Source organism: Chloroflexota bacterium (assembly GCA_016235055.1).
GTDB lineage: Bacteria > Chloroflexota > Anaerolineae > JACRMK01 > JACRMK01 > JACRMK01.
The window spans coordinates 24,739-47,692 of sequence record JACRMK010000039.1; the positions used below are offsets into that span (position 1 = coordinate 24,739).

General features: G+C 64.8%; 18 protein-coding genes. 11 read left to right on the top strand and 7 right to left on the bottom strand.

What is annotated here, in order from left to right; all coding sequences use genetic code 11:
- The 4 genes from HZB53_09605 to HZB53_09620 form a co-directional block, all read right to left on the bottom strand.
- A complete protein-coding gene (locus HZB53_09605; GenBank protein ID MBI5877895.1) occupies positions 1-2,109 on the bottom strand; it encodes a hydantoinase/oxoprolinase family protein in 2,109 nt (702 codons plus the stop codon).
- Positions 2,110-2,169: 60 nt separating this feature from the next.
- Complete coding sequence (locus HZB53_09610; protein ID MBI5877896.1) at positions 2,170-4,347, bottom strand: GNAT family N-acetyltransferase; 2,178 nt, start codon at positions 4,345-4,347, stop codon at positions 2,170-2,172.
- A gap of 217 nt (positions 4,348-4,564) precedes the next feature.
- Positions 4,565-6,301, bottom strand: a complete 1,737-nt coding sequence (locus HZB53_09615) for a CocE/NonD family hydrolase (GenBank protein ID MBI5877897.1) — start codon at positions 6,299-6,301, stop codon at positions 4,565-4,567.
- Positions 6,294-7,370 (bottom strand): TIR domain-containing protein, encoded by a 1,077-nt coding sequence (locus HZB53_09620; GenBank protein MBI5877898.1) that lies wholly within the window; start codon positions 7,368-7,370, stop codon positions 6,294-6,296. The genes HZB53_09615 and HZB53_09620 overlap by 8 nt, the downstream gene beginning before the upstream one ends.
- 110 nt (positions 7,371-7,480) lie before the next feature.
- On the opposite strand from HZB53_09620, the gene HZB53_09625 reads away from it, so the two are divergent.
- Together HZB53_09625 and HZB53_09630 are read left to right on the top strand one after the other, a co-directional pair.
- Positions 7,481-7,738 (top strand): hypothetical protein, encoded by a 258-nt coding sequence (locus tag HZB53_09625; GenBank protein ID MBI5877899.1) that lies wholly within the window; start codon positions 7,481-7,483, stop codon positions 7,736-7,738.
- Positions 7,716-8,285: a hypothetical protein gene (locus tag HZB53_09630; GenBank protein ID MBI5877900.1), complete on the top strand. Its 570-nt coding sequence runs from the start codon at positions 7,716-7,718 to the stop codon at positions 8,283-8,285. The genes HZB53_09625 and HZB53_09630 overlap by 23 nt, the downstream gene beginning before the upstream one ends.
- Before the next feature lie 29 nt (positions 8,286-8,314).
- Here HZB53_09630 and HZB53_09635 read toward each other — a convergent pair whose 3' ends face one another.
- The 3 genes from HZB53_09635 to HZB53_09645 all read right to left on the bottom strand — a co-directional run bounded on the left by HZB53_09635 (position 8,315) and on the right by HZB53_09645 (position 12,070).
- Entirely contained in the window at positions 8,315-9,358 is a 1,044-nt protein-coding gene (locus HZB53_09635; GenBank protein MBI5877901.1) for a M20/M25/M40 family metallo-hydrolase, read from the bottom strand.
- Positions 9,359-9,451: 93 nt separating this feature from the next.
- Positions 9,452-11,107, bottom strand: coding sequence for a hydantoinase B/oxoprolinase family protein (locus HZB53_09640; GenBank protein MBI5877902.1), 1,656 nt, complete (start codon positions 11,105-11,107; stop codon positions 9,452-9,454).
- Positions 11,108-11,119: 12 nt separating this feature from the next.
- Positions 11,120-12,070, bottom strand: a complete 951-nt coding sequence (locus tag HZB53_09645; protein MBI5877903.1) for a GntR family transcriptional regulator — start codon at positions 12,068-12,070, stop codon at positions 11,120-11,122.
- 210 nt (positions 12,071-12,280) lie between these two features.
- Between HZB53_09645 and HZB53_09650 the strand changes: the two genes are divergently transcribed.
- The 9 genes from HZB53_09650 to HZB53_09690 all read left to right on the top strand — a co-directional run bounded on the left by HZB53_09650 (position 12,281) and on the right by HZB53_09690 (position 22,813).
- Positions 12,281-13,408 (top strand): mandelate racemase/muconate lactonizing enzyme family protein, encoded by a 1,128-nt coding sequence (locus HZB53_09650; protein ID MBI5877904.1) that lies wholly within the window; start codon positions 12,281-12,283, stop codon positions 13,406-13,408.
- A gap of 228 nt (positions 13,409-13,636) precedes the next feature.
- Positions 13,637-15,313, top strand: a complete 1,677-nt coding sequence (locus tag HZB53_09655) for a hypothetical protein (protein ID MBI5877905.1) — start codon at positions 13,637-13,639, stop codon at positions 15,311-15,313.
- A 69-nt stretch (positions 15,314-15,382) separates the two neighbouring features.
- Entirely contained in the window at positions 15,383-16,333 is a 951-nt protein-coding gene (locus HZB53_09660; protein ID MBI5877906.1) for an ABC transporter permease, read from the top strand.
- Positions 16,334-16,346: 13 nt separating this feature from the next.
- Positions 16,347-17,246, top strand: coding sequence for an ABC transporter permease (locus tag HZB53_09665; GenBank protein MBI5877907.1), 900 nt, complete (start codon positions 16,347-16,349; stop codon positions 17,244-17,246).
- Positions 17,247-17,708: 462 nt separating this feature from the next.
- Positions 17,709-18,086 carry a GxxExxY protein gene (locus tag HZB53_09670; GenBank protein MBI5877908.1) on the top strand — a complete coding sequence of 126 codons (378 nt, stop codon included), beginning with the start codon at positions 17,709-17,711 and terminating at the stop codon, positions 18,084-18,086.
- A 93-nt stretch (positions 18,087-18,179) separates the two neighbouring features.
- A complete protein-coding gene (locus tag HZB53_09675) occupies positions 18,180-19,634 on the top strand; it encodes a hypothetical protein (protein MBI5877909.1) in 1,455 nt (484 codons plus the stop codon).
- 189 nt (positions 19,635-19,823) lie between these two features.
- Positions 19,824-20,957 carry a mandelate racemase/muconate lactonizing enzyme family protein gene (locus HZB53_09680; GenBank protein MBI5877910.1) on the top strand — a complete coding sequence of 378 codons (1,134 nt, stop codon included), beginning with the start codon at positions 19,824-19,826 and terminating at the stop codon, positions 20,955-20,957.
- A gap of 118 nt (positions 20,958-21,075) precedes the next feature.
- Positions 21,076-21,558: a DUF1572 family protein gene (locus tag HZB53_09685; GenBank protein ID MBI5877911.1), complete on the top strand. Its 483-nt coding sequence runs from the start codon at positions 21,076-21,078 to the stop codon at positions 21,556-21,558.
- A 7-nt stretch (positions 21,559-21,565) separates the two neighbouring features.
- The gene (locus tag HZB53_09690) at positions 21,566-22,813 is read left to right on the top strand and encodes an MFS transporter (GenBank protein MBI5877912.1); all 1,248 of its coding nucleotides are present in this window, start codon (positions 21,566-21,568) and stop codon (positions 22,811-22,813) included.
- The last annotated feature ends 141 nt before the right edge of the window (positions 22,814-22,954 follow it).

Below are 22,954 nucleotides of genomic sequence, written 5' to 3' on the forward strand. Positions count from 1 at the left end.
TTATTCAGGGACTTCAACTTTCTGAAGAAGCAAATTCCCGTACTCGTCCACCTTTGCAGCATAGCCGGGGTGCACGGCGGTCGTCGAGTCGAACTCTTCGATGATCGCTGGCCCGGCGACGACGTGCCCGGCGCGCAGGGCGTAGCGGTCGTACAGCGGCACATCGCTGAAGCCGCCGCGCTCCGCGAAGTAGACCGAGCGCGCACCCTTGGCGTGCGCTGCGCCGTCCGCCGCGCCGACCGCGCGCAGGCGCGGCTTGCCGATGCGGCCGATCGCCGTCAGCCGCAGGTTCACGAACTCGACCGGCTCGCCCGGCGAGGCATGCCCGTAGGCGCGCTCGTGCTCGGCGTGGAACAGCGCCAGCAGGCCGGCCACGCGCTCCGCGTTCAACTCGCCCGCGTCTCCCGCCGCCAGCGGGATCGTCAACTCGAACGACTGGCCGACGTAGCGCATGTCGATCATGTGCGCGAACGCCATGTCGGCGGGACGTATGCCCTCGCGCGCCAGTTCGGCGCGGCCCTCAGCCTCCATGCGCGCGAACACACGCGCAATCGCCGGTGCGTCGATCCGGTCGGCGCGCTGGATGAACGTCGCCGCGTAGTCGTGCTTCAGGTCGGTGACGAGCAGACCAAGCGCTGAGAAGATGCCCGGGCTCATCGGCACGCACGTCGTCGGCACCTCCATCGTCTGCGCCAGCCGGTTGGCGTGCGCCGGGCCGCCGCCGCCGAACGCGATCAGCACGAAATCGCGCGGGTCGTGTCCGCGCTGCACCGAGACGAGCCGCAGCGCGTTGACCATCGCCGCGTTGGCGATCTCGACGATGCCGTAGGCCGCCTCGATCGGGTCCATGTCGAGCCGGTCGGCGACCTTCTCCTTGATCGCCGCGCGCGCCCGCTCCACGTCGAGCTTGATCTCGCCGCCGAGGAAGTAGTCCGGGTTCAGCCGCCCCAGCACCAGGTTTGCATCGGTGATGGTCGGCTCGGTGCCGCCCTGGCCGTAGCAGACCGGGCCGGGGTCCGCGCCCGCGCTCTGCGGTCCGACGCGCAGTGCGCCGCCGGAGTCCACCCAGGCGATCGAGCCGCCGCCCGCGCCGATCTCGACCAGGTCGATGACCGGCGTGCGGATCGGGTAGCCGCTGCCGCGCGCGCGGCCGCTGCCGCTCTGCGCCGCCGCGCCGACCTCGTACTCCTTCGTCACCTTCGGCCGCCCGTCCTCGACCAACCCAGCCTTGGCGGTCGTGCCGCCCATGTCAAAGGAGAGGATGTTGCGGAAGCCGAGCGTGTCGCCGAGATGCGTGGCGGCGATGACGCCGGCCGCCGGGCCCGACTCGACCATGAAGACCGGCTTCTCGCGCGCCGCTGCGAACGTGAAGACGCCGCCGCTTGACTGCATGATCAGCAGCTCGGCGCTCAACCCCATCGCGCGCAGGCGCTCCTCAATGCTCTGCAGGTAGCGCGCGACGATCGGGCGGATGCCGGCGTTGATGACGGTCGTGCTGGCGCGGTAGTATTCGCGAATCTCCGGCGCGACGTCGGACGAGAGCGAGACGATTGCCTCCGGGAAGACCTCGGCGAGGATCGCGCCGATCTGCCGCTCGTGCGCCGGGTTGATGTACGCGTGCAGCAGACAAACCGCGACCGCCTCGACGCCCTCGGCCTTCAACTGTAGCGCGACCTGCCGCGCCGCCGTCGTGTCGAGCGGCTTCAGCGCGTTGCCCTGCCAGTCGAGCCGTTCCGGCACGCCGAAGCAGAGGTAGCGCGGCACGAGCGGGCGCGGCTTCTCGAACTGCAGGTCGTACAGCGAGGGGCGAATCTGCCGCTGGATTTCCAGCAGGTCGCGGAAGCCCTCGGTCGTGATAAAGCCGGTGCTGGCCAACTTGCCTTCGATGATCGCGTTGGTCGCCACGGTCGTGCCATGCACGACGTAGCGTACATCGCCGGGCGACACGGCCGCCTCGCGCAGGATGCGCGCGCTCGCTTCGAGGAATCCGAGCGACGGGTCGCGCGGCGTCGACGAGACCTTGCCGATGCGAATCTCGCCGGTTTCTTCGTTGATCAGCATGGCGTCCGTGAAGGTGCCGCCGATGTCAATGCCAAGCCGGTAGGGCATGCTGAATGCTCCGATGTGTATAGACCCGAAGGGTTTGCAAAACCCTTCGGGTCGGTTGGTTTACAATTCGATCCGGTAGCGGCAGACTTGCCGCTCGCCGCGCGCATACAGTTCCGTCGTCGGCGGCAGGTCCACGATTTCCAGCAGGTGCGCGCCGGCCAGTTCGCAACTGCGGCGCGACGCGATGTTCTGTGGGTTGCAGGTGATCATCAGCGACGTCATGCCGTGCCGCCGCGCCAGCGGCAGCAGCAACCGCACCGCGCGCGCCGCGAAGTGCCGCCCGCGATGCGCTGGCTCGACGCCGTAGCCGATGTGCCCGCCGTACAGCACCAGTCCCGGAATGTTGCCGATGCGCAGATTGATGCGCCCAGCCGCTTCAGCGTGGCCAGCGTGCCGCATCTGAACCTCGTAGGCCGGCACGTAGCGCTTGGCCGGGTTCTCCGGTTGGCGCTCGGCGATGACAAGTTCGAGCTCGCCGTCCACCAGCGGCCCCGGGTCCAGCCACGCGAAGTCGGCATTGATCGTCGTCCAGAACGCCGGGTCCACTTCAATGCCGTACACCTTACGCGCCCGCTCGATGCTCAACTTCTCTTCGCGCGCGTCGCGCAGAATCTGGTGCGGGTCGCGCTCGAGCGGATCGCCGTACCCGCCGCCGCCGCAGGTGCGGAACGAGACGACGTCGCCCGCGTGCAATTGGAGCGTCGTCTTGGAGCCGAGTCGCTGCGCCGCACGGCCGGGCAGCGCCGTGTCGGCCGGGTTCAGGATGTACTCGGCCGTTTGTCCCGCGCTGCCGCCGAACAGCCCGTGCGGGCCCCAGCGGTCGCGGTCCGACAGGATCGTGAACGAGACGTCGTGGCCGGGGAACTCGTAGTCGCGCCGCAGGCCCAGCCCGCCGCGCATGCGCCCCGCGCCGTCGGAGTCCTCGATCAACTCATAGCGTGCGATGCGGATCGGGTAGTTGTTCTCGGTCTGCTCAATCGGCGCGTTCTCGGTGTTCTGGCCGTGCGCCTGCACGGCGTCGGCGCCGTCTTTTGTCAGGCGCGCGCCGTAGCCGCCCGCGATCGCCTCGTAGTAGGCGTAGTAGGAACGGGTCTCTGACCCGCTCTCGCCGTCGCGCGGGTCGATGCCGCCGAAGGCGACCTGCGCCATCATCGCCTTGGTGCCGGCCGGGATGCGCTCCGGCAGCGCGGCCGCCAGCGCCTTGAAGATCACATCCACCAGCCGCGTCTGCGTCTCCCAGCCGCCGACAACCGGCGCGGGCGCGGTGCAGTTGACGACCGTCCCTTCCGGCGCGATCATGCGCACCTGGCGGTAGAAGCCCTCGTTGACCGGCACGTCGGGGTCGATCAGGCATTTGAGCGCGTAGGCGCCGGCGGCGAACGTCATCGCGTGCGTGGAGTTGACCGGCGCGCGCCGCTGGGCGTCACAGCCGGTGAAATCGAACAGCACGCCGCTCTCGTCGATCGTGACCGTCGCGCTGAGCCGCACCGGATCGGCGCTGAAGCCGTCAGTGTCCACCACACCCTCGGCGCGGAAGATGCCGCGCGGCAGGTGCGCGATCTCGGCCTGCGCGCGGCGCTCGGTGTACGCGATCAATTCGTCGATGTACTGCTGCAGGATATTGATGCCGTACGTGTCGGCCAGCAGGCCGATGCGGCGCACGCCGGTGTTGTTGGCCGCCACCTGCGCGCGGAAGTCGCCGGCCGTCTCGCGCTTTGAGCGGATCTGCGACAGCACCAGCCGGAAGACATCGTCCACTATGCGCCCGCCCTGCACGAGCTTGACCGGCGGGATGATGATGCCCTCCTGGAAGACCTCGCGGAACGCGCCGATACTGCCGGGCGCGCCGCCGCCGACGTCGACGTGGTGTGCCAGCGCCGCCACGTAGCCGAGCCGCTCGCCCGATGCGGCATGAAAGACCGGCGACATGAGCGTGATGTCGTTCAGGTGAACGCCGCCCATGTACGGGTCGTTGCACAGAATCGCATCGCCGGGTCCGAGGTTCTCCGGGCCGTAGCGGCGAATGGCGCACGGCACGAACTCGGCCAGCGAGCCGAGGTGCACCGGCTGGCCCGACGCCTGCGCCACCGTACGCAGTTCGCGGTCGAAGAAGGCGCACGAGAAGTCCGTGCGCGTCTTGATGTTCACCGAGTACGCGCTGCGCCGCAGCGAAGCGGCCATTTCCTCGGTCGCTTCGAGCAGTGCGTTACGGATGACTTCAAACTGGATTGGATCCATTAGGGCTCATTCTCATCATTGCGCGCCCTCCAAAGAGGGCGAAGCAATCTTTCATCACGGTCAAACCGAGATTGCTTCGTCGCAAACGGCGCTCCTCGCAATGACGCCTCGTCACATCGCACCGGGGGCATGCAATGCGCCCCTACGCTCCTCGTCGTCACGCCCGCCGTACAGTTCACTGTTGACTGTTCACTGTTGTCTGGCTACTGACGACTGTCTACTGTCTACTGATAACTGGCAGCACGATGTGTGACGGGTACGCGCTCGTGTGCAGCACCGTCTGCTGCGCGATCTGCCACTGCGTGCCGTAGCCGATATCGTCGGTCGTGTTCAGGCAACGGTCGAAGCGCGGGAAGTTGCTCGACGAGATCTCGACGCGCAGACGGTGCCCGACCTTGAAGACGTTGCTCGTCGGCGCCAGCTCGATGCGGAACTCCGCGACCTCGTTCGGCTCCAGGAACTCGATGCTCGTGAACCCTTTGCGGTGCCGCGCGCGCACGATGCCCTCGGCCAGGTGGATCGCCTTGCCGTCCGGGTAGATATCCACGAGCTTGGCCGTGAAGTCCGTGTCGCGCGCCGACGACGAGGCGTACAGCACCACCTCCAACGGCCCGGTCACTTCCAGATCCTGATCCAGTTCAGGCGACGTGTAGCACAGCACGTCGTCGCGCCGCTCGACGGAGCGCTGGTCGATCGGCCCGGGGTAGATCGGGTCTTTCGCGAACTTCATGAACGTCCAGGTTGAGTTGTTGCCGCCCAGCGTCGTCACCGGGTTGTCGGGATCATAGTCGTAGCGGTCGGCCGGCTCGCTGCTCGGCGCGTCGGGCGTGAGTGTGCCGTCGCCGTACAGCGTGTTGGCGTGCCCGCGGCTGTGCAGGTAGTAGCGCGTCCACTGCGTGCGCGCCAGCGGCCACTCGTTCTCGAAGCGCCACTCGTTCGCGCCCATCACGAACAGGCGGATCGGCGGCTCGCTCATCACCCCGCTGTCGACGCCCTTCAGCCAGTAATCGAACCAGCGCAAGTCCTCGATCTTGAGATCGACGTAGCCCTGCGGCCCGAAGTCCAGGTCGCCGAGCTTGGACGACTCCGGCAGGTGGTGCGTCCACGGGATGCAGTAGATCTTCTGGTTCTTGCGCGCGCGCTCGGAGTAGCCGCGCTCGCGCATGCCGGTGTGCATGCGGAACGCCGAGGCGGTGTACGGGTCGTACCAGGCCGCCTGCTGGTAGACCGGCACGTCGATCTCGTGCAGTTTCTCCTCGGTGTTGATCGCGCGCCAGTAGTCGTCGTACAACGAGTGCTTGAACCAGTCGCGGTAGAACGGGATCTCGCGGCCGATCAACTCGACGTCGATCGTCGCGAGCGGCAGGTGCCGGTACATCTTCTGGTTGCCGAAGATGTGCGTCGCGCCGATCTGCGTGTAGGCGACGGCAGTCGAGAACGTGAGCGCGGCCGTCGCGGTCAGCGCCCACTGCACCGCGCCGCCGATGCGGTGGCAGCCGCTGTAGTAGTCGCCCATGATGACCTGCGGCGCGAGGGCCGTCAGGTGTGGCGAGCGCAGCGGCGCGAGCTGCCACTGCACGATGCCGCCGTACGAGCGGCCGCTCATGCCGATCTTGCCGTCGCACCACGGCTGCTCCGCGATCCAGGCGAGCGCGTCGTGGCCGTCGCGTCCGTCGTCGTGGTAGGCGTAGAAGGTGCCCTCCGACTTGAAGCGTCCGCGGTCGTCCTGGATCACGACCGCGTAGCCGCGCCGCGCCCACCAGCACGCCCAGTCGACGTGCGGGCCGTGCAGCGACTCGTATGGCGTGCGCAGGAAGACGACCGGCCACTTGCCGCCGCCTTTCGGCAGGAACACGTCGGTGGAGAGCTTGACGCCGTCGCGCATCGGCGTCTTGAGGTCGTACAGGAAGCGGATTTCGTGGACAGGTTGGGAATGAGCTTGGGACCTAGTCATACAACTCCAGGGTCAACCCTGACACAAAGTAGTCCAAAGGTATTGTGCTTGGCTGAATGTCGCGGATGAACTCAATTCCCACAAGTCGATCATTTTGTCGTTCAGTGGGGATATTTATGGTAAGCATATCAATTACCGCTACTTGACCGTTGCTTGTTGTTCCTCTCCAAGCTTCACACGAATCAGGATCCGTTACGGTATCTGTTAATGGTTCGGGCCATGGTTCATTTGGTGCAATTCGAACGAAATTGCCAATCGCCCACTCCCTAACATTGACTCCAAGCACAATTGCTGTTGGATCTGGATTCGGTCCCGGTTGCATAACGAGCATGATGTGTCCAATCTTTTTTGCGCCATAACTTTTCCTTCCATCTCCAGCGTTAATCAGCAAGTGCATGGCCTTAAGGTTTGCGAAGGCCTTCTGGTGGAATATGAGAACCCTTTTGTTGTTCACGGATGGATCGCCCAAACTGAGCCTGGCATTTTCCATTTTGAAGGGAACACCTTGTACAAAGAAATCCCCAAATGGTGGTTTTGCATAGATGCTCAGATCGTGATTTGCCAACTGTGTCTTAATGAGAGGTATAGGCACAAAGTTTCTCTTCGGTATCGCAACCCGCTGGATCGGCTGTAGGATAGCCACGGCAACCCGATTAAAAACCTTCTCTTGTTCGGCTCTCGATAGGCTAGTCAATGGTTTGTCGGGTGAATTGACTGCCTGAAACTGCGATAAAGTCTTCGTTCGCCCGAACAAGCAATGCCCTACCACAACAATTAATACACGCATTCCATCAGTTTCTGCCGCCTTCAATATCCCCGGCAATTCATCGCTAGCAATGAACTCGGATGCCAAGAAATCTGCACTCACCAATAAAATGGCTATGGTAGCGGAATTGATGGCGGCCCGTATTTCTTCGCGCCATTTGTCGCCAGCGGATATCTTCGTATCTACCCATACGTCTATTATGCCTTCGCGTACTATTGGTTTAAGATGCACTTGAAGCCGATCAAGGAAATTCTTGTCTTTATGGCTATAGCTGACAAAAACCTTGGTTCGTACGGCACTCACAGCATCCTCCGATTGGATTCTGACTCAAACTTGCCAATGTCATTTAGGTCGGCGTATGCCTATGGCCGTGCCCGTCGCTGATGCCAAGATAGCGTTCAAGGATGTTTGGAATGGCACACCCTTCTGACACCGATCTCGACCGCGTGATTGAGCGCGCGCGGGCCGATCTGGACCTCGCGCAACTGGCCGTGCTTCGGCAGTTCACGCCTGAGCGCCGCCTGCAGTTGATGTTTGAACTATGCGAGTTCGTGCATCATGCGATCATCGCGTACGAGCGCCAGCGCGCGCCGGACATCAGCGACGAAGAGTTGTGCGCGCGCTACCGTAGGCACATCCACGCGACCTATGCAACCACAAAGCCTGCCTGAATTCGCTGCGTCCATTATCCGCACGCTCGAGGCGCTGGATATCGTCTATGCGGTCAGCGGTTCGTTTGCCAGCAGCTTGTATGGTGAAGCGCGCATGACGCAAGATATCGACATCGCCATGCGCATGCCGCTTGAGCAATCGGGACGGCTGGTCGACGCGATCCGCGCGCTCGGCTACTACATCTCCCACGAAGGCATTGTCGATGCCCTGGTTCATGGTCAGCCGTTCAACATCATCGACGGCATCAGCAGCTACAAGGCCGACCTGTATCTGACGACGGGCGCTCCGCTTGACGAATCGGCCCTCGCGCGCCGTCGACGCATTCAATATGACGCCCGCACGGGCGCTTCGGCTATGATGCTTTCCGCCGAAGATGTGATTCTATACAAGCTGCGCTTCTTGCGCATGGGCGAGTCCGAGAAACACGTGCGCGATATCTCGGGTATCGTTAGCACGGTTGGCGACGAACTCGACCAATCGTATATTGATCGCTGGGCGCAAACGCTCGGCGTTGCCGATCTTTGGGGCAAGATCCGAGCATCCTGAACCGCGCCCCGGTGTACCGCCCTCTCCCTTTACGCCGCCGTTTCCAGGAACGCCTTCAGCCACTGCACCATCTGCTCCACGTCGCCAAGGTGGATCATCTCGAACGGGCTGTGCGTGTAGCGCGTCGGCACGGCGATCAGCGCGGCCGGCACGCCGTTGCGGATGAACGCGCCGCTGTCGCTGCCGAAGCGCGCAAAGATCGCCTGCTGGATCGGGATATTCGCCTTCTGCGCCGCGCGGCCCAACGCCAGCGTCAGCGCGCGGTTGTACGAGATGCTGTCTTTGTGCACCAGCATTGGCCCGCCGCCGAGCTTCGCGTCGGCGTGGCGCGGGTCCACGCCCGGCACGTCGCCCACCAGTCCCACATCGAGCGCGATCGCCAGATCGGGCCTGACGTCGTCGGTCACCGAGTACGCGCCGACCAGACCGATCTCTTCCTGGATCGTCGAGCCGTAGTGCAGTTCGTACGCCAGCTTGCTGCGGTCGAGCACGTCGAGCAGGCGGTCCATGATTGCCAGCAGCATGCGGTCGTCCATCGCCTTGCCGTAGGCGATGTCGCCGATGCGGCGCGTCGGCGGGTTCCAGATGACGCGGTCGCCGACTTGCACGCCGCGCGCCAGCACCTCGGCCCGGCTGCGCGCGCCGATATCGACCCAGACGTCGTTCCAGTCGAGCTGCGTCTTGGCGCGCTGCTCCTCGCTCAGGATGTGCCCAGTCAGCGTGGCGAAGATGCCCTCGACATAGCCGGTGGCGGTCAGCACCAGCGCCGGGAACCCGAGCGGCAGCAGCATGCTGCGCATCGCCGGCTTCTGCAATGTATCGAGCTGGCCAGTCGAAATCCAGACGAAGCCGTTGTCGTCGATATGCCGGACGATGTAGCCGAGCTCGTCGGCGTGTGCCGCCAGCAGCAGTCGCGGTCCGCGCCCGCCGACTTTGGCGATCAGGTTGCCGACCTTCGTCAGCGACAGCGATTCGACGCGCTCGTGCCAGTTCTCGCTCAGGTAGTCCTGCACCGACTTCTCGTCGCCGCCCGGGCCGGGCAGCTCACATAACGTTTTGATCAGATTGAACATTGGTTGATTTCCATATCATAATCATGGTAGGGGCGAAGCATTTGCGTGCGCGGCCAAGCGTAAACCAAATACAGCCGTGCAAATGCTTCGCCCCTACGGGTTAATGCCGTACACCGTTCGCGCGCGCTCGGCGCTGACCTTGCCATCGCGCACATCGCGCCGCACGCGCTCCGGCTCGCGCTCGCGCGGGTCGCCGTACCCGCCGCCGCCGCAGGTGCGGTAGCTGACCACGTCGCCGGGCTCCAGTTCGACGGTCGTCTTGGATGAGAGCACGCGCATCGCGCCGTCGGGGTTCAGCACGTATTCGGCCTTGAGCCCGGCGTGGCCGCCGAACAGCCCGTGCGGCCCCTCGCGGTCGCGGTCGGCGAGTACCGTGAACGTGAGCGCATGGTCGAAGCGGTAGTCGCGCCGCACGCCGAGCCCGCCGCGGAAGCGGCCCGGCCCGTCGGAGTCGTTCACCAGTTCGTAGCGCGTGATCTGCACCGGGTAGTTGCGTTCCGTCTCCTCGATCGGCGCGTTCTCCGTGTTCTGTCCGTGCGTCTGCACCGCATCGGGACCGTCGCTGGCGTGCCGTCCGCCGTAGCCGCCGGAGACCGTTTCAAGGAAGCAGTAGTAGTCGCCATCGCGCGGGTTGATGCCGCCGAAGCCGGCGTGGCAGATCATCGCTTTGGTGCCGGCCGGCATCTGCTCCGGCAGGGCAGGCGCCAGCGCGTGGAAAATGACGTCGGTCAGGCGCGCGTTCGTCTCCCAGCCGGCGACGACCGGAGCGGGCGACTGGCAGTTGACGACCGTGCCCGCCGGCGCGATCAGCCGCACGCATGCGTAAAACCCCGCGTTAGTCGGCAAGTCGGGGTCGAGCAGGCACTTGAGCGCGTACGCGCAGGCGGAGAACGTCTGCGCGTAGGTTGCGTTCACCGGTGCGCGCCGTTGCGGGTCGCAGCCAGTCAGGTCGAACAGCACGCCCTGCTCGTCGATGACAACCTGCGCGGCCAGCTTGACGCGCTGGTCGCTGTACGCGTCGTTGTCCAGCCAGCCTTCGGCGCGGAACGTGCCGCGCGGTAGTTTGGCCAGTTCGGCGCGCGCGCGGCGCTCGGTGTAGACGATCAACTCGTCGATGTACGTTTGCAGGACGGCGGGGCCGACCTGCGCGGCCAGCGCGGCGAGGCGGCGCGCGCCGGTGTTGTTGGCCGCCAGTTGGGCGCGGAAGTCGCCGGCCGTCTCGTGCTTGGAGCGGATCTGCGACAGGATCAGCCGGAAGATGTCGTCGATTATGCGGCCGCTGCTGACCAGCTTGACCGGCGGGATGATGACGCCTTCCTGGAACACTTCGCGGAACGCGCCGATGCTGGCCGGCGCGCCGCCGCCCACATCGACGTGATGCGCCAGCGAGGCGACGTAGCCGATCCGGTCTGCGTCGCCCGACGCGTAGACCGGCGCGATCAACGTGATGTCGTTGAGGTGCACGCCGCCGCGGTACGGGTCGTTGGTCAGGATCGCGTCGCCGGGACCGAGGTTGTCCGCGCCAAACTCGCGCACGGCGCGCGGCACCAGCTCGACGAACGAGCCGAGGTGGTTCGGCTGCGCGAACGATTGCGCCACGACGCGCAATTGCCGGTCGAAGAACGCGCAGGAGAAGTCGGCGCGCGTCTTGATGTTGGTCGAGTAGGCGCTGCGCCGCAGCGAGACGGCCATCTCCTCGGTCGCCTCCAGCAGCGCGTTGCGAATCACTTCAAACTTGATGGGGTCCATGGAGGCGCGGCGTCAGGCCGCAACCGGCGCGCCCTCGCGCACGGCGATCTGCTCGCGCAGGAAGTCGATCGACTGCTGGTCGATGGTGAACACGACGGTGATGACTGGCGCCTTCGGCTTGAGCGCATCGAGCCGCGCCATGCACGAGCGCGTCACCACAATCGCTTCGGCGCGCTCGTGCATGGCGCGCAGGCGCGCGGAATCTTCGATCAACGCGGGTGTGATGGTCGCCGACGGATGGTAGGTGCGGATGATGTGCTTCAGATTATCCACCGTGCCCGCGCGGTCGCAGACCAGCCCGATCTGCTGGGCGTGCAGGCGCGCGATCTTCAGCAGCGCGTCATGCGTCGGCATGGCGTGGACGCCGATCACTTTGCCCTTGCTCTCCGCGCCGAGCGCCTGCGTCACTTCGCTCAAATGGTAGAAGGTGGTCACGAGCAGGTCGTAACGCGCGGCGTACTCCGGCGCACGGCGCAGGAAGTCGGCCAGCATCATGCCCTGCAGCGGCCGGCCGACGGCATCGCTCAGCGTGCCGCCCATCTCCGCGATGTCGGCGGCGTTGCATTCGATGAAGGCGAGCTTCAGGCCGGGCGCGCCGTACACGTGGTCGATGCGGCGCGCGATCTCGCCGAGCACGATGTCGCGGCTGACGGCGCGCTGCTTGGCGTCGTCGAGCAACTGGTCGAGTCGCGCCAGCCAGCGACTATCGGCCACACCGAGCGCCGGCTCGCTCTCGCGCACGAAAGCGCCGCGTCCGCGCACCAGTTCCAGGTAACCCTTGCGCTCCAGTGCCTGGTATGCGCGCACGACGGTATTCTTGTTCACATGCATGCGCCCGGCCATGTCGCGCACGGTCGGCAGCTGCTTGCCCTCGCCGTACGTGCCCTGCCGGATGCGCTCCTCCAGCCACTGCTCGATTTCCACCGACGTGCGGGCGTGGGACGGAATTCGGTTTGTATTCATGTCTGAGGTACAATTTGCCGGAACGATCTATAGTCCTAGGGACTAAGGTCGATTTGTCGCCCGAATAATAACAAAAAAACGGTGCGCGTGTCAATTGTGTGACATACAATTCTTGACAAGAGCGGGGCAAATCTGGTATAAAATCGCCACCATACCAGCGGTGCGGTGCCTGACGCCGGCTCGCCCATTTCACTATCCGGGGTACAACCGATGAAGATCACCGAAGTCGAAGTCATCCCGTTGCGCATTCCGCAGCACAATATCCATATCGCCGACGGCATTCAGGATGATGTGATTGTCCGCGTGCACACCGACGAGGGTATCATCGGCGTCGGCGAAGCCGACTCGATGCCGCTGGCGGTCAAGGCGATCGTCGAAGCCTGGTCGTCCTGGCCGCGCTCGCAGGGCCTGCGCAATGTGTTGGTCGGCGAGGACCCGCTGAACGTCGAGATGCTCTGGCAGAAAATGCAGACGGCGACGTTGTGGCTGGGGCGCAACGGCGTCGCGCAGTCGGCGATTGCCGCGGTGGATATCGCGCTGTGGGACATCGCCGGGCAGGCGCTCGGCAAACCGGTGCACCAACTGCTCGGCGCGGCGTACCGCGACCGTGTGCGCGTCTACGCCAGCACGCTCTTCACCGAAGATCCCGGCGAAATGACCGCCGTTGGGCAGAAGTACGTCGCGCAGGGCTTCAGCGCCGTCAAGTTCGGCTGGGGGCCGATGGGACGCAGTCTGGCCGGTGATGTCAAGCTCGTCGAGACGGCGCGCCGCGCGGTCGGCGATGCGACCGATCTGCTGATTGACGCCGGGTGCCCGTTCAAGGCGCGCGATGCGATCCAGCGCGTGCGCGCGTTCACGCCGTACAAGCCGTTCTGGTTCGAGGAAGCGCTGGAAGGCGACGATCTGGACGGCTACCGCCGGTTGTCGCGCGCCGCCAACGGCGACATGCGCATCGCGACCGGCGAGCAGGATTGCGCCTATAATGCGTTTGAGGCGCTGATCACGCAGGGCGAGGTCGATGTGATCCAGCCCGATGTGTCACGCGCGGGCGGTTTCACCGAGTGCCGCCGCGTCATGCTCATGGCGCAGCGCCACGCCCGCCTGTGCGTCTTCCATGCCTGGAAGTCCGGCATCCTCGTCGCCGCAACGCTGCAGATGGCGGCGATCACGCCCGACATCCCGTTCTGCGAATACACCGTCAGCGAGTCGCCGCTGCGCCGCGAACTGGTGGACGTCGCGACGACGCTGAAGGGCGGCGTCGCCACGATCCCGCAGAAACCCGGCCTCGGCGTGACGCTGAACATGGACGTGGTCAACCACTATCGCACCGACAAATAGACGGCTGCTGGTCGCCGGCGCCCGCTTCCGGGCATGGCTTAGATCTGGACGAACGGGTCGCTGCACCGCGCCCGCACCGGCGCACCGATGCGCCGGAATTTCGGCACAGCAATCATTTCCTCAATACGCCGGTGCAGGTGGATGCCGGAACCGACCGACTCCGCCGCACACGGCGGCCATCGGGGACACCGTCCCCAGTCAGCCACATCATCCTGAGGAGGATTGAGCATGGACGAACATCAGGCAGGACAAACACCCAAGATGACCCGCCGCACGTTCCTGGGTGGCGCACTCACGCTCGGCGGCGCGGCAGTGACCAGCGTGGTTCTCGCGGCCTGTGGCGCGCCACCGACCGCAGCGCCCGCAGCCAACACCCCGGCGGCCGCCGGCACTAAGGCCCCGGTCGCCGCGACAACGGCCCCCGCGGCGGCCAAGCCGAAGTCGGGCGGCAAGGTCACCTGGGCGCTCGACCAGGACCCGGTCAACCTGATTCCCTTTGGCGCGATCAGCACCTCAAACCACTGGGGCAAGGAAATGATGTATGATTCGCTCGTCGAGTGGGACAAGGACCTCAAAGTCCAGCCCGCACTCGCCGAGAAATGGGAGACGCCGGACGAAAAGACCTGGATCTGGACGCTGCGCAAGGGCGTCAAGTTCCACAGCGGCGATGAAGTGACCGCCGAGGACGTGAAGTATTCGATCGACCTGCAGGCCAACCCGCCGGCGCCGGGCATCAAGATCGCGCAGTATCCGAGCATCGTCAGCACCGAGATCGTGGACAAGTATACGATCAAGTTCAACATGAAAGGCCCCGATCCGACGGTGCTGGGCTACCTGGCGTGGTCGCGCTACAGCCCGATCATCCCGAAGGGTGCATACGACAAAGGCAACCTCGTCACGACCGGCATCGGCACCGGCCCGTTCAAACTGGTCGAGTACGTGGCCAGCGACCGCGTCGTCTACACCCGCAACAAGGAGTTCTGGAAGCCGGGGCTGCCCTACCTCGACGATCTGGTCTACAAGGTCCTGCCGGACGAGAACTCGCGCGTGGCCGCGCTGCGCGCCGGGCAGATTGACGGCACCACCGTGCTGGCCGACACCGCCCGCACGCTGAAGAACGATCCGAACCTCGTGATTCTGAAGGGCGTGTTCTCCGCGCCGCGCCAGTTGCAGTTCACGATCAAGGGCGACGGCAAACCGTGGAACAAGAAGCCGGTGCGCCAGGCGATGAGCAAGGCGATCGACCGCCAGGAGATCATGGAAAAGGTGTTCGCCGGCGAGGCCGTGCTGACCGGCCCGGTCACCACCGGCTATGGCGATTGGTTCATCGACCCGAAGGAACTGGCGGCCTCGTTCTACAAGTACGACGTGGACGGCGCGAAGAAGTTGATGGCCGACGCCGGCCTGGCGGGCGGCTTCCCGATCACGCTGTATGCAATCAGCAACAACCCCTCAACGCAGGTCGCCGAGGTGGTCAAAGAGCAACTCAAGAAGATCAACATCGACGTGACGGTGGTGGCCGAGGAGATCGGCCCGTTCGCCAAGCGCAACGGCGACGGTACCTTCGACTTCTGCTGCACGGCGCGCGGCATGCGCCACGACGTGTCGGGTTTCATCAACGAGTACGGCCGCCCGACCACCGGCGCGGCCGCCACCTGGTTCAACAAGGGCGACGGCTGGAAGAACGACGAGGCGATCAAGCTGTACGACCAACTGGTGACGGAACTGGATAGCGCCAAGCGGCACCAGCAGGCGCGCCGCATCCAGGAGATCGCGCTGGACGAGTTCCCGCACATCACGCTGTGCCAGGAATACAAGTTCATCGCGGTCCGCAAGCAGGTGCAGGATATGTACGTCGCGTTCACCGATTTCTTCACCGGCCTGCGCACGGCCTGGCTGGCGTAACATATAGCGTTTCGGCCGGCCGGAGTGTCACTGCGATGCTCCGGCCGGCCCCGTGTATTAATCGTGCTTATGGGCAAATACATTCTCGGCCGGCTGGTGCTGCTCGTGCCGACCATTATCGGCATGTCGCTGCTGATCTTCCTGATGGTGCGGCTGATGCCGGCCGATATCGTGGACGCAATGGTCGGCGCCGATCCTACCTACGGGCCGGAAGAAAAGGCCGTGCTGCGTCACCAGTTCGGGCTCGATGAGCCGATTCCGGTGCAGTACGTGCGCTGGCTGACCGATATCGCGCGTGGGGACCTGGGCCGCTCGTTCCGCACCCGCGATCCGATCGTCAACAAGCTGGTCCAGAGCCTGCCGATCACGCTGGAACTGGCCTTCCTGTCCATTACCATGTCGGTGATCGTCGCCATACCGCTGGGGGTGCTGTCGGCGGTGCGGCGCGACGGTCCGATCGACCTGCTGGCGCGCGGCGGCGGCCTGATCGGGCTGGCGTTCCCGAACTTCTGGTTGGCGACGATGTTCCTGCTGATCACGTCCGTCTGGTTCCATTGGGTGCCGTCGATCATCTGGATCCCGCCGACGCAGGACCTGTTTGGCAATCTCCAGCAGATGTTCCTGCCGGCGCTGGCGCTCTCGGTGCAGTTGATGGCGGTCGAGATGCGCATGGCGCGGGCGTCGATGCTGGAAGTCTTGCGGCAGGATTATATCCGCACGGCGCGCGCCAAAGGCCTGAACGAGCCGCGCGTCGTCTTCAGGCACGCGCTGCGCAACGCATTTATCCCGGTCATCACCGTAATTGGCATCCAGATGGGCTCGCTGATGGGCGGCTCGGTCATCATCGAGCAGATCTTCGGCCTGCCCGGCGTGGGCTGGTTCCTGCTGCAGGGCATCTTCGGCCGCGATTATCCGGTCGTGCAGGTCACCGCCCTGTTTCTGGCGACGGTCTTCGTCGTCGTGAACCTGCTGGTGGATATCGCGTACGCCTATCTTGATCCGCGCATCCAATACAGTTGACGGCCGCAAACCTATGAGCGAAGCTCCGTTGACCCTCTCGCCGGCCCCCGTCTTTGTCGAACGACCCCGAATTCCCTGGTGGGTGCAGCTTGGCCGCCTGCCGCGCCGCCATCCGATCGGCGCGATCGGCGCCGCGGTCATTACACTGGTCATCCTGGTGGCGCTGTTCGCGCAGGTCATCGCGCCGTACAGCCCCACGTCGCAGGGCGGCAAGCGGTTGATGTCGCCGTATCCGGAGACGCAGTATCTGCTCGGCACGGACGTGCTGGGCCGCGATGTCTTCTCGCGCATCATCTACGGCTCGCGCATCTCGCTGTGGGTCGGCATCGTCGCGGTCGGGCTGGCGTTGGCGCTGGGCGGCGTCACCGGCGTGTTGACCGGCTACATCGGCGGTCGCTTCGACAATCTGGTGATGCGCCTGGTGGATGTGATGTTTGCGTTTCCGAGCCTCGTGCTGGCGATCGTGATCGCCGGCCTGCTCGGCCCGAGCACGACCAATGCCATGCTGGCGATCGGCATCATCTATGCGCCGGCGTTCGCGCGCGTCACGCGCAGCTCGGTGCTGGCAGTGCGCAACGAGTTGTATCTGGAGGCGGCGCGGGTGGTCGGCGGGCGCGATCTGCACATCATCTGGAACTACATCCTGCCCAACATCATGGCGCCCGTCATCGTGCTGACGACGCTGCAGATGTCGACGGCGATCCTGACCGAGGCCTCGCTCTCGTTCCTCGGACTGGGCACGCAGCCGCCCGAGCCGTCGTGGGGCGTGATGCTGAACGAAAGCCGCAAATACATGGAGATCGCACCCTGGCTGGCGGTCTATCCCGGGCTGGCCATCGTCTTCGCCGTGCTCGGCTTCAACTTCCTGGGCGACGGCCTGCGCGACGCGCTCGACCCGCGCTTGAAGGAATAGGGGTCAGGGAGCGGGGCAAACTGGCTAACCGCAAAGCACGCAAAGGAAAAACACTTACCGCAGAGGACGCAGAGAGCGCAGAGAAAATCACGCTAACCGCAAAGCACGCAAAGAGCGCCAAGAAAACTACCGGCTAACCGCAAAGCACGCAAAGAGCGCAAAGGAAAGGCACTTACCGCAAAGCACGCAAAGAGCGCCAAGAAAACTACCGGCTAACCGCAAAGCACGCAAAGAGCGCAAAGGAAAAACACTTACCGCAGAGGACGCAGAGAGCGCAGAGAAAATCACGCTAACCGCAAAGCACGCAAAGAGCGCCAAGAAAACTACCGGCTAACCGCAAAGCACGCAAAGAGCCGCAGAGAAAATCACGCTAACCGCAAAGCACGCAAAGAGCGCCAAGAAAACTACCGGCTAACCGCAAAGCACGCAAAAAGCGCAAAGTAAAACCTGAGAATACAACTGATGGACGAAAATTCGCTATCGAACCAAATTATTGGCGCGGCCATAGAAGTCCATCGGCATCTGGGACCCGGGCTTCTCGAATCCGCGTACGAAGAATGCCTTGCGCATGAATTTGCGTTGCGCAACATCAGCTTCGAACGACAGAAGCCAGTCCCTGTGCAGTACAAAGATGTTCGGCTAGATTGCGGCTTTCGCCTTGACTTCCTCGTGAGCGGTCTAGTTGTCGTCGAACTGAAAGCGATTGACACGCTGGCGCCTATTCACGACGCCCAGGTCCTGACGTACCTGAAACTGACGGGCTGCAAACTGGGCTTGCTGCTCAACTTCAACGTGCGCGTCATACGCACCGGCATTCGCCGGCTGGCACTCAACCTTTAACCTCCCGGCCTGCTCTTATGGTTTTCCTTTGCGCTCTCTGCGCTCTTTGCGGTCAATAATGATTCTGAATCCTTTGCGATGAAAGGTTTTGCCATGTCATCATTCAAAGCAGGCGCGGCGCGCTGTGATGTGACACCCCCGGTTGGCATCGCGCACGGCAACTGGAGCGCGCAGGCGCACGATCGCGCCGAAGGCGTCGATCGCCCGCTGAACTGCACGGTGCTGGCCGCCTCCGACGGCAACGAAGAGGTCATTATCGGTGTCTGGGATCTGTTGTTCCCGCCCAGCGGTGACTGGCTGGTCGAGTGCCGCCACCGCATTACCGAACTGACCGGCGTTCCCGCCACGCATATTCGCCTCTCGGCCACGCATACGCACGCCGGCCCGAACCTCTCCAAGCCGTGGTTCAGCGGAGGCGCGGAGATGATCGAGCCGTACGTTGCCAGCCTGACCGACCGGCTGGCGGGCACCGCGCTGGCCGCGCACCGTGCCATGCGCCCCGCGCGCGTCGCCGGCGGCAAAGGCTCGTGCGCGGTCAACAGCAACCGGCGCATCGTCTGGCCGGAAGGCAAGTCCGACCTGGTCAACCACCCGGCCACGCTGTCGTTCAAGGGCGGCGATCCGACGCCGATCCTGATGGGGCCTAACCCCGACGGCTTCGTCGATCATGAGGTCGGCGTCATCCGCATCGATGACCTCGACGGCAACGTGATCGCGATTCTGGTGAACTACCAGGCGCACCCGACGATCATGGCGTTCGACAACCGCTTGCTGTCGCCGGACTACCCCGGCACGGTCGCGCACGCCGTGGAGCAGGTCATGGGCGGCCTCTGCCTCTTCCTGCAGGGCGCGGCAGGCAATCAGGACACCGTGCGCGACGCCGCCTGCGATCCGGCTGATGCGCGCTGGGTCGGCAAGATGATCGCGCTGGAAGTGGGGCGTGTGGCCGAGTTGATCGAGACGCAGCCGCGCAAGCGTGAGGTCGTGCGCGTCGTCGAGTCGTCGTGGCCGATGGGCGTCGTGAAGCGCGTGCCGGCCGGCGAAGCCGACGGCACGGTCCACGCCATCGCGCGCAAGGTCGCCGTACCGCTCGACTACCGCGAGCCGCCGACGCCCGCCGAGGAGCAGCACCTGCGCGACCTGCAACAGCGGCTGGAAGACCTGCGGAAACAGGGCGCGCCGGAGACGCAGATCCGCGAGGCGAACATGCAGGTGCGCCGCCAGTTGCTGCACCAGAACTGCAACCGCATCCGCTCTACCGGGCAGTCGCTGGAGATCGAGTTCCAGGCGATCCGGCTGGGCAACTGCGCGCTCGTCGGCATCCCGGTCGAGCCGTTCGCCGAGATCGGCGTGGCGGTGAAGAAAGAATCGCCGTTCGAGACGACCTTCTTCAGCGGCTATACCAACGGCGTGCACTGGTACATGGCGATGCCGTACGCGTTCGAGGAAGGCGGCTACGAGTTGTGGGTCTGCCCGTTCGCGCCCGGCGCGCCGGTCGTGACGGTCGATGCGAGTTTGAAGTTATTGCATGAACTGAAGAAGGACTAACCGCAGAGAGCGCAGAGGCCGCTGAGGAGAACCCTGTTTGCCGCTGCGTGCTCTGCGGTAAGAATGCTCGGCCCGCCACGCTGCGAGTCATCGCGCGTTCCCGTGCCGAAATGGCGTGCCACGCAATACGCGTCGATAGTTGAGCGGCCGACAGTCCGAGCATTACCAAAGCACAGGACGAGATCGACTATGATAATCCGCGACATTCGCTGCGCCGGCCTGCGCGGGGCCACCCCGGAAGGCGGCTGGAGCAACGAACTGCGCCCCGACGACTGCGTGCACACGCTGGTCGTCGTGCACACCGACGAAGGGCTAACCGGCGTTGGGAGCGTCTTCACCAACGACGCGCTTGCGCGCGCCGCGCTCGACGTGCTCGCGCCGCTCTATTTCGGCGAGAACGCGCTGGAGCCGGAGCGCGTCAGCGAAAAGCTGCACCAGCACATGTTCTGGCTCGGGCGCGGCGGCAGCATCACGCACACCGTCAGCGGCATCGACATCGCGCTGTGGGACATCCTCGGCCAGGCAACCGGCCAACCGGTCGGCCGCCTGCTGGGCGGGCGCTACCGCGAGCGCGTGCGCCCCTACGGCTCCATCCTGATGGACGAGCCGGAGCCGTTGCGGGAGCACATCCTGCAAGTCAAAGCCCAGGGCTTCCGCGCCGTCAAGATGGGCTGGGGCCCGTTCGGGCGGCACTCGCATCAGAAGGACGAGGCGATCGTGCGCGCCGCCCGCGACGCGCTCGGCCCGGACGGCGACTTGATGGTGGACGCCGGCGGCAGCGACGCGCACTGGACGAACGGCTACAAATGGGCGCGGCGCACCGCCGACATGCTGGCCGAATACAACGTATACTGGTTTGAGGAGGCGCTGCATCCGGACGCGCTCGACGACTACGTGCGGCTACGCGAGCATGCGCCCCTGCCGATCACCGGCGGCGAGGTGCTAACGCGGCGGCAGGCATTCCAGCCATGGCTAGAGGCGGGCGCGTTCGACATCGTCCAGCCCGACGTGACAAAGGTGGGCGGCATCAGCGAGGAACGGCGCATCGCGTGGATGGCGCAGGAGCACGGCGTGCGCTTCATCCCGCACGGTTGGAACACCGCCGTCGGGCTAGCTGCCGACCTGCACCTCGCCTCGGCTATCCCAGGCACCGACTTCGTCGAGTATCTCACCGGCTCGCCGTTCATCGACGACATCGTCGCCGAGCCGTGGACACTCGACGCCGACGGTATGCTCGCTATCCCGGACAAGCCGGGCCTCGGCCTGACGCTCGACTGGGACGCCGTCAAGCGCTACACGCGCGGCGAGAAGCTGCTGGACTAGAGAAAAACAATCCAACACAAAGACACGGAGACACAAAGAAGACTTCTTCTGGTTTGTTCCTTGGTGTCTTCGTGTCTTTGTGTTGAGATTTTTAATCTTGATCATGCGGGAGGCGGCAGTGTGTTCGTTCATCGAATCATATAAGGCTGACATCATCAGCCAGTATCGGGCGCAGAAAGAGATGGCCGACGCGGCGCTGGCACGTATCAGCGACCGCGCGTTCTTCGAGCGGCTCGGCACCGGCGACGACCACACCAACAGCGTGGCGATCCTCGTCAAGCATCTCGGCGGCAACCTGCGCTCGCGCTGGGCCGATTTCCTGACGACCGACGGCGAGAAACCCGACCGGTACCGCGAGCGCGAGTTCATCGCCGAGGCCGACGAGACGCGCGCCGGCATCATGCAGCGCTGGGAGATCGGCTGGCAGACGCTGTTCGACGCGCTCGCCAGCCTGTCGCCGGCGGACTTCGACCGCACGATCACGATTCGCGGCGAGCCGCACAGCATCGTGCAGGCACTGCACCGCAACCTGCTGCACGCCGCGCACCACATCGGCCAGATCGATCTGCTGGCCACACTGCTGCACGACCGCGGCGGCTAAGGCGCGCATGACGCTGCCGCAAACACTGCGCAGGGTGTGGCGGCGCGTGGAGCGCAACGCCGCGGGCGATCTCGCGCCCGGCGCGCGCGCCGCCCTGCGTGTCGAGTTGGCTGGCGGCATGCTCTACGGTTTGCTGAACGCAGCCGCGCAGTTCGTGCCGGTCGTGGTGCGGCGGCTCGGCGGCGGGCCGGAACTGATCGCGTCTTACGGCGCGGTCGGCTACATCTCGCTGATCATGGCCGGGCCGCTGGTGTTCTCGCTGCGGCCGCGCCGCGCGCTGCGGTTTGTCGTCCTGTGCTGGGTCGCGTCGCGCGGGCTGTTTCTGCTGACGGGGCTGAACGCGTCACTGGACGGGTTTCTGCTGGCCGTGCTCGGCTTCGCGCTGATCGAGTACATCCCCGGCCCGGCTTACGCGCGCATCGTGCAGAGGTTGTACCCGCCCGACCAGCGCGGCCGCGTCATGGCGCTGGTGCGCTTCGGCATGGCGCTGGCGATGGTCTGTGTCGCGCCGCTGATGGGCGGCCTGCTCGACCTGGGCGGCCCGCAGGCTTTGTACCCGCTGGCCGGGCTGGCCGGCATCGGCGCCGCGCTCGTGTACAGCCGCCTGCCGGTGGACGAGCGCACCGTGTCGTTCGAGCGGGCGTCGGCGCTGAGCTTCATCTGGCGCATCCCGCAGCGCGACCATCGCTACGCGCTGCACCTGCTCGGCATGATCATGTTCGGGATTGGCGGCCTGATGCCCAGCTCGCTTTATCCGCTGATGCAGGTCGACCGGCTGCACCTGTCATATACCGACCTCGGCATACTCGGGCTGGCGCAGTCGGCGTTCTGGATGCTCAGCTACCCGTACTGGGGGCGGCAGATCGACCGGCGTGGCGGGCCGTACGTGCTCGCGATTTCGGCGGCGCTGAGCGCGATCGTGCCGCTCAACTACATCTGGGCGAGCAATGCATGGACGCTGATCCCGGCGTTCGTGGCGTCGGGACTGATCGCGGCCGGCACCGATATCGGCTTTCTGAACGCGGCGATCCAACTGGCGGAACCGTCGCGTGTCGCGGAGTATGTGGCCACGCAGTCGCTGCTGATGGGCGTGCGCGGCATCGTCGGGCTGTATGTCGGCGTGTTCCTGCACGCGATGGGCGTCCCGCCGGAACCGATCTTCGTGATCGGCGCGGCGCTGAGTATCGTTGCCCTGGTGATGTTCCGTACCGTCGGACGGATGACCAACACGACGTCAGTAGGGGCAGGTCTCTGACCTAATTGTCATAGGTTAGCGTAAAAGTGGCGTTGTCAAGGGGTAAAAGGTGGCAATTTGCACTGCGGAGTGGGAATGAGTAGCATGAAGCATGACCCAATCCAGCCAGCCTCCCAGCGACAACCGCCATCACCGCGCGCG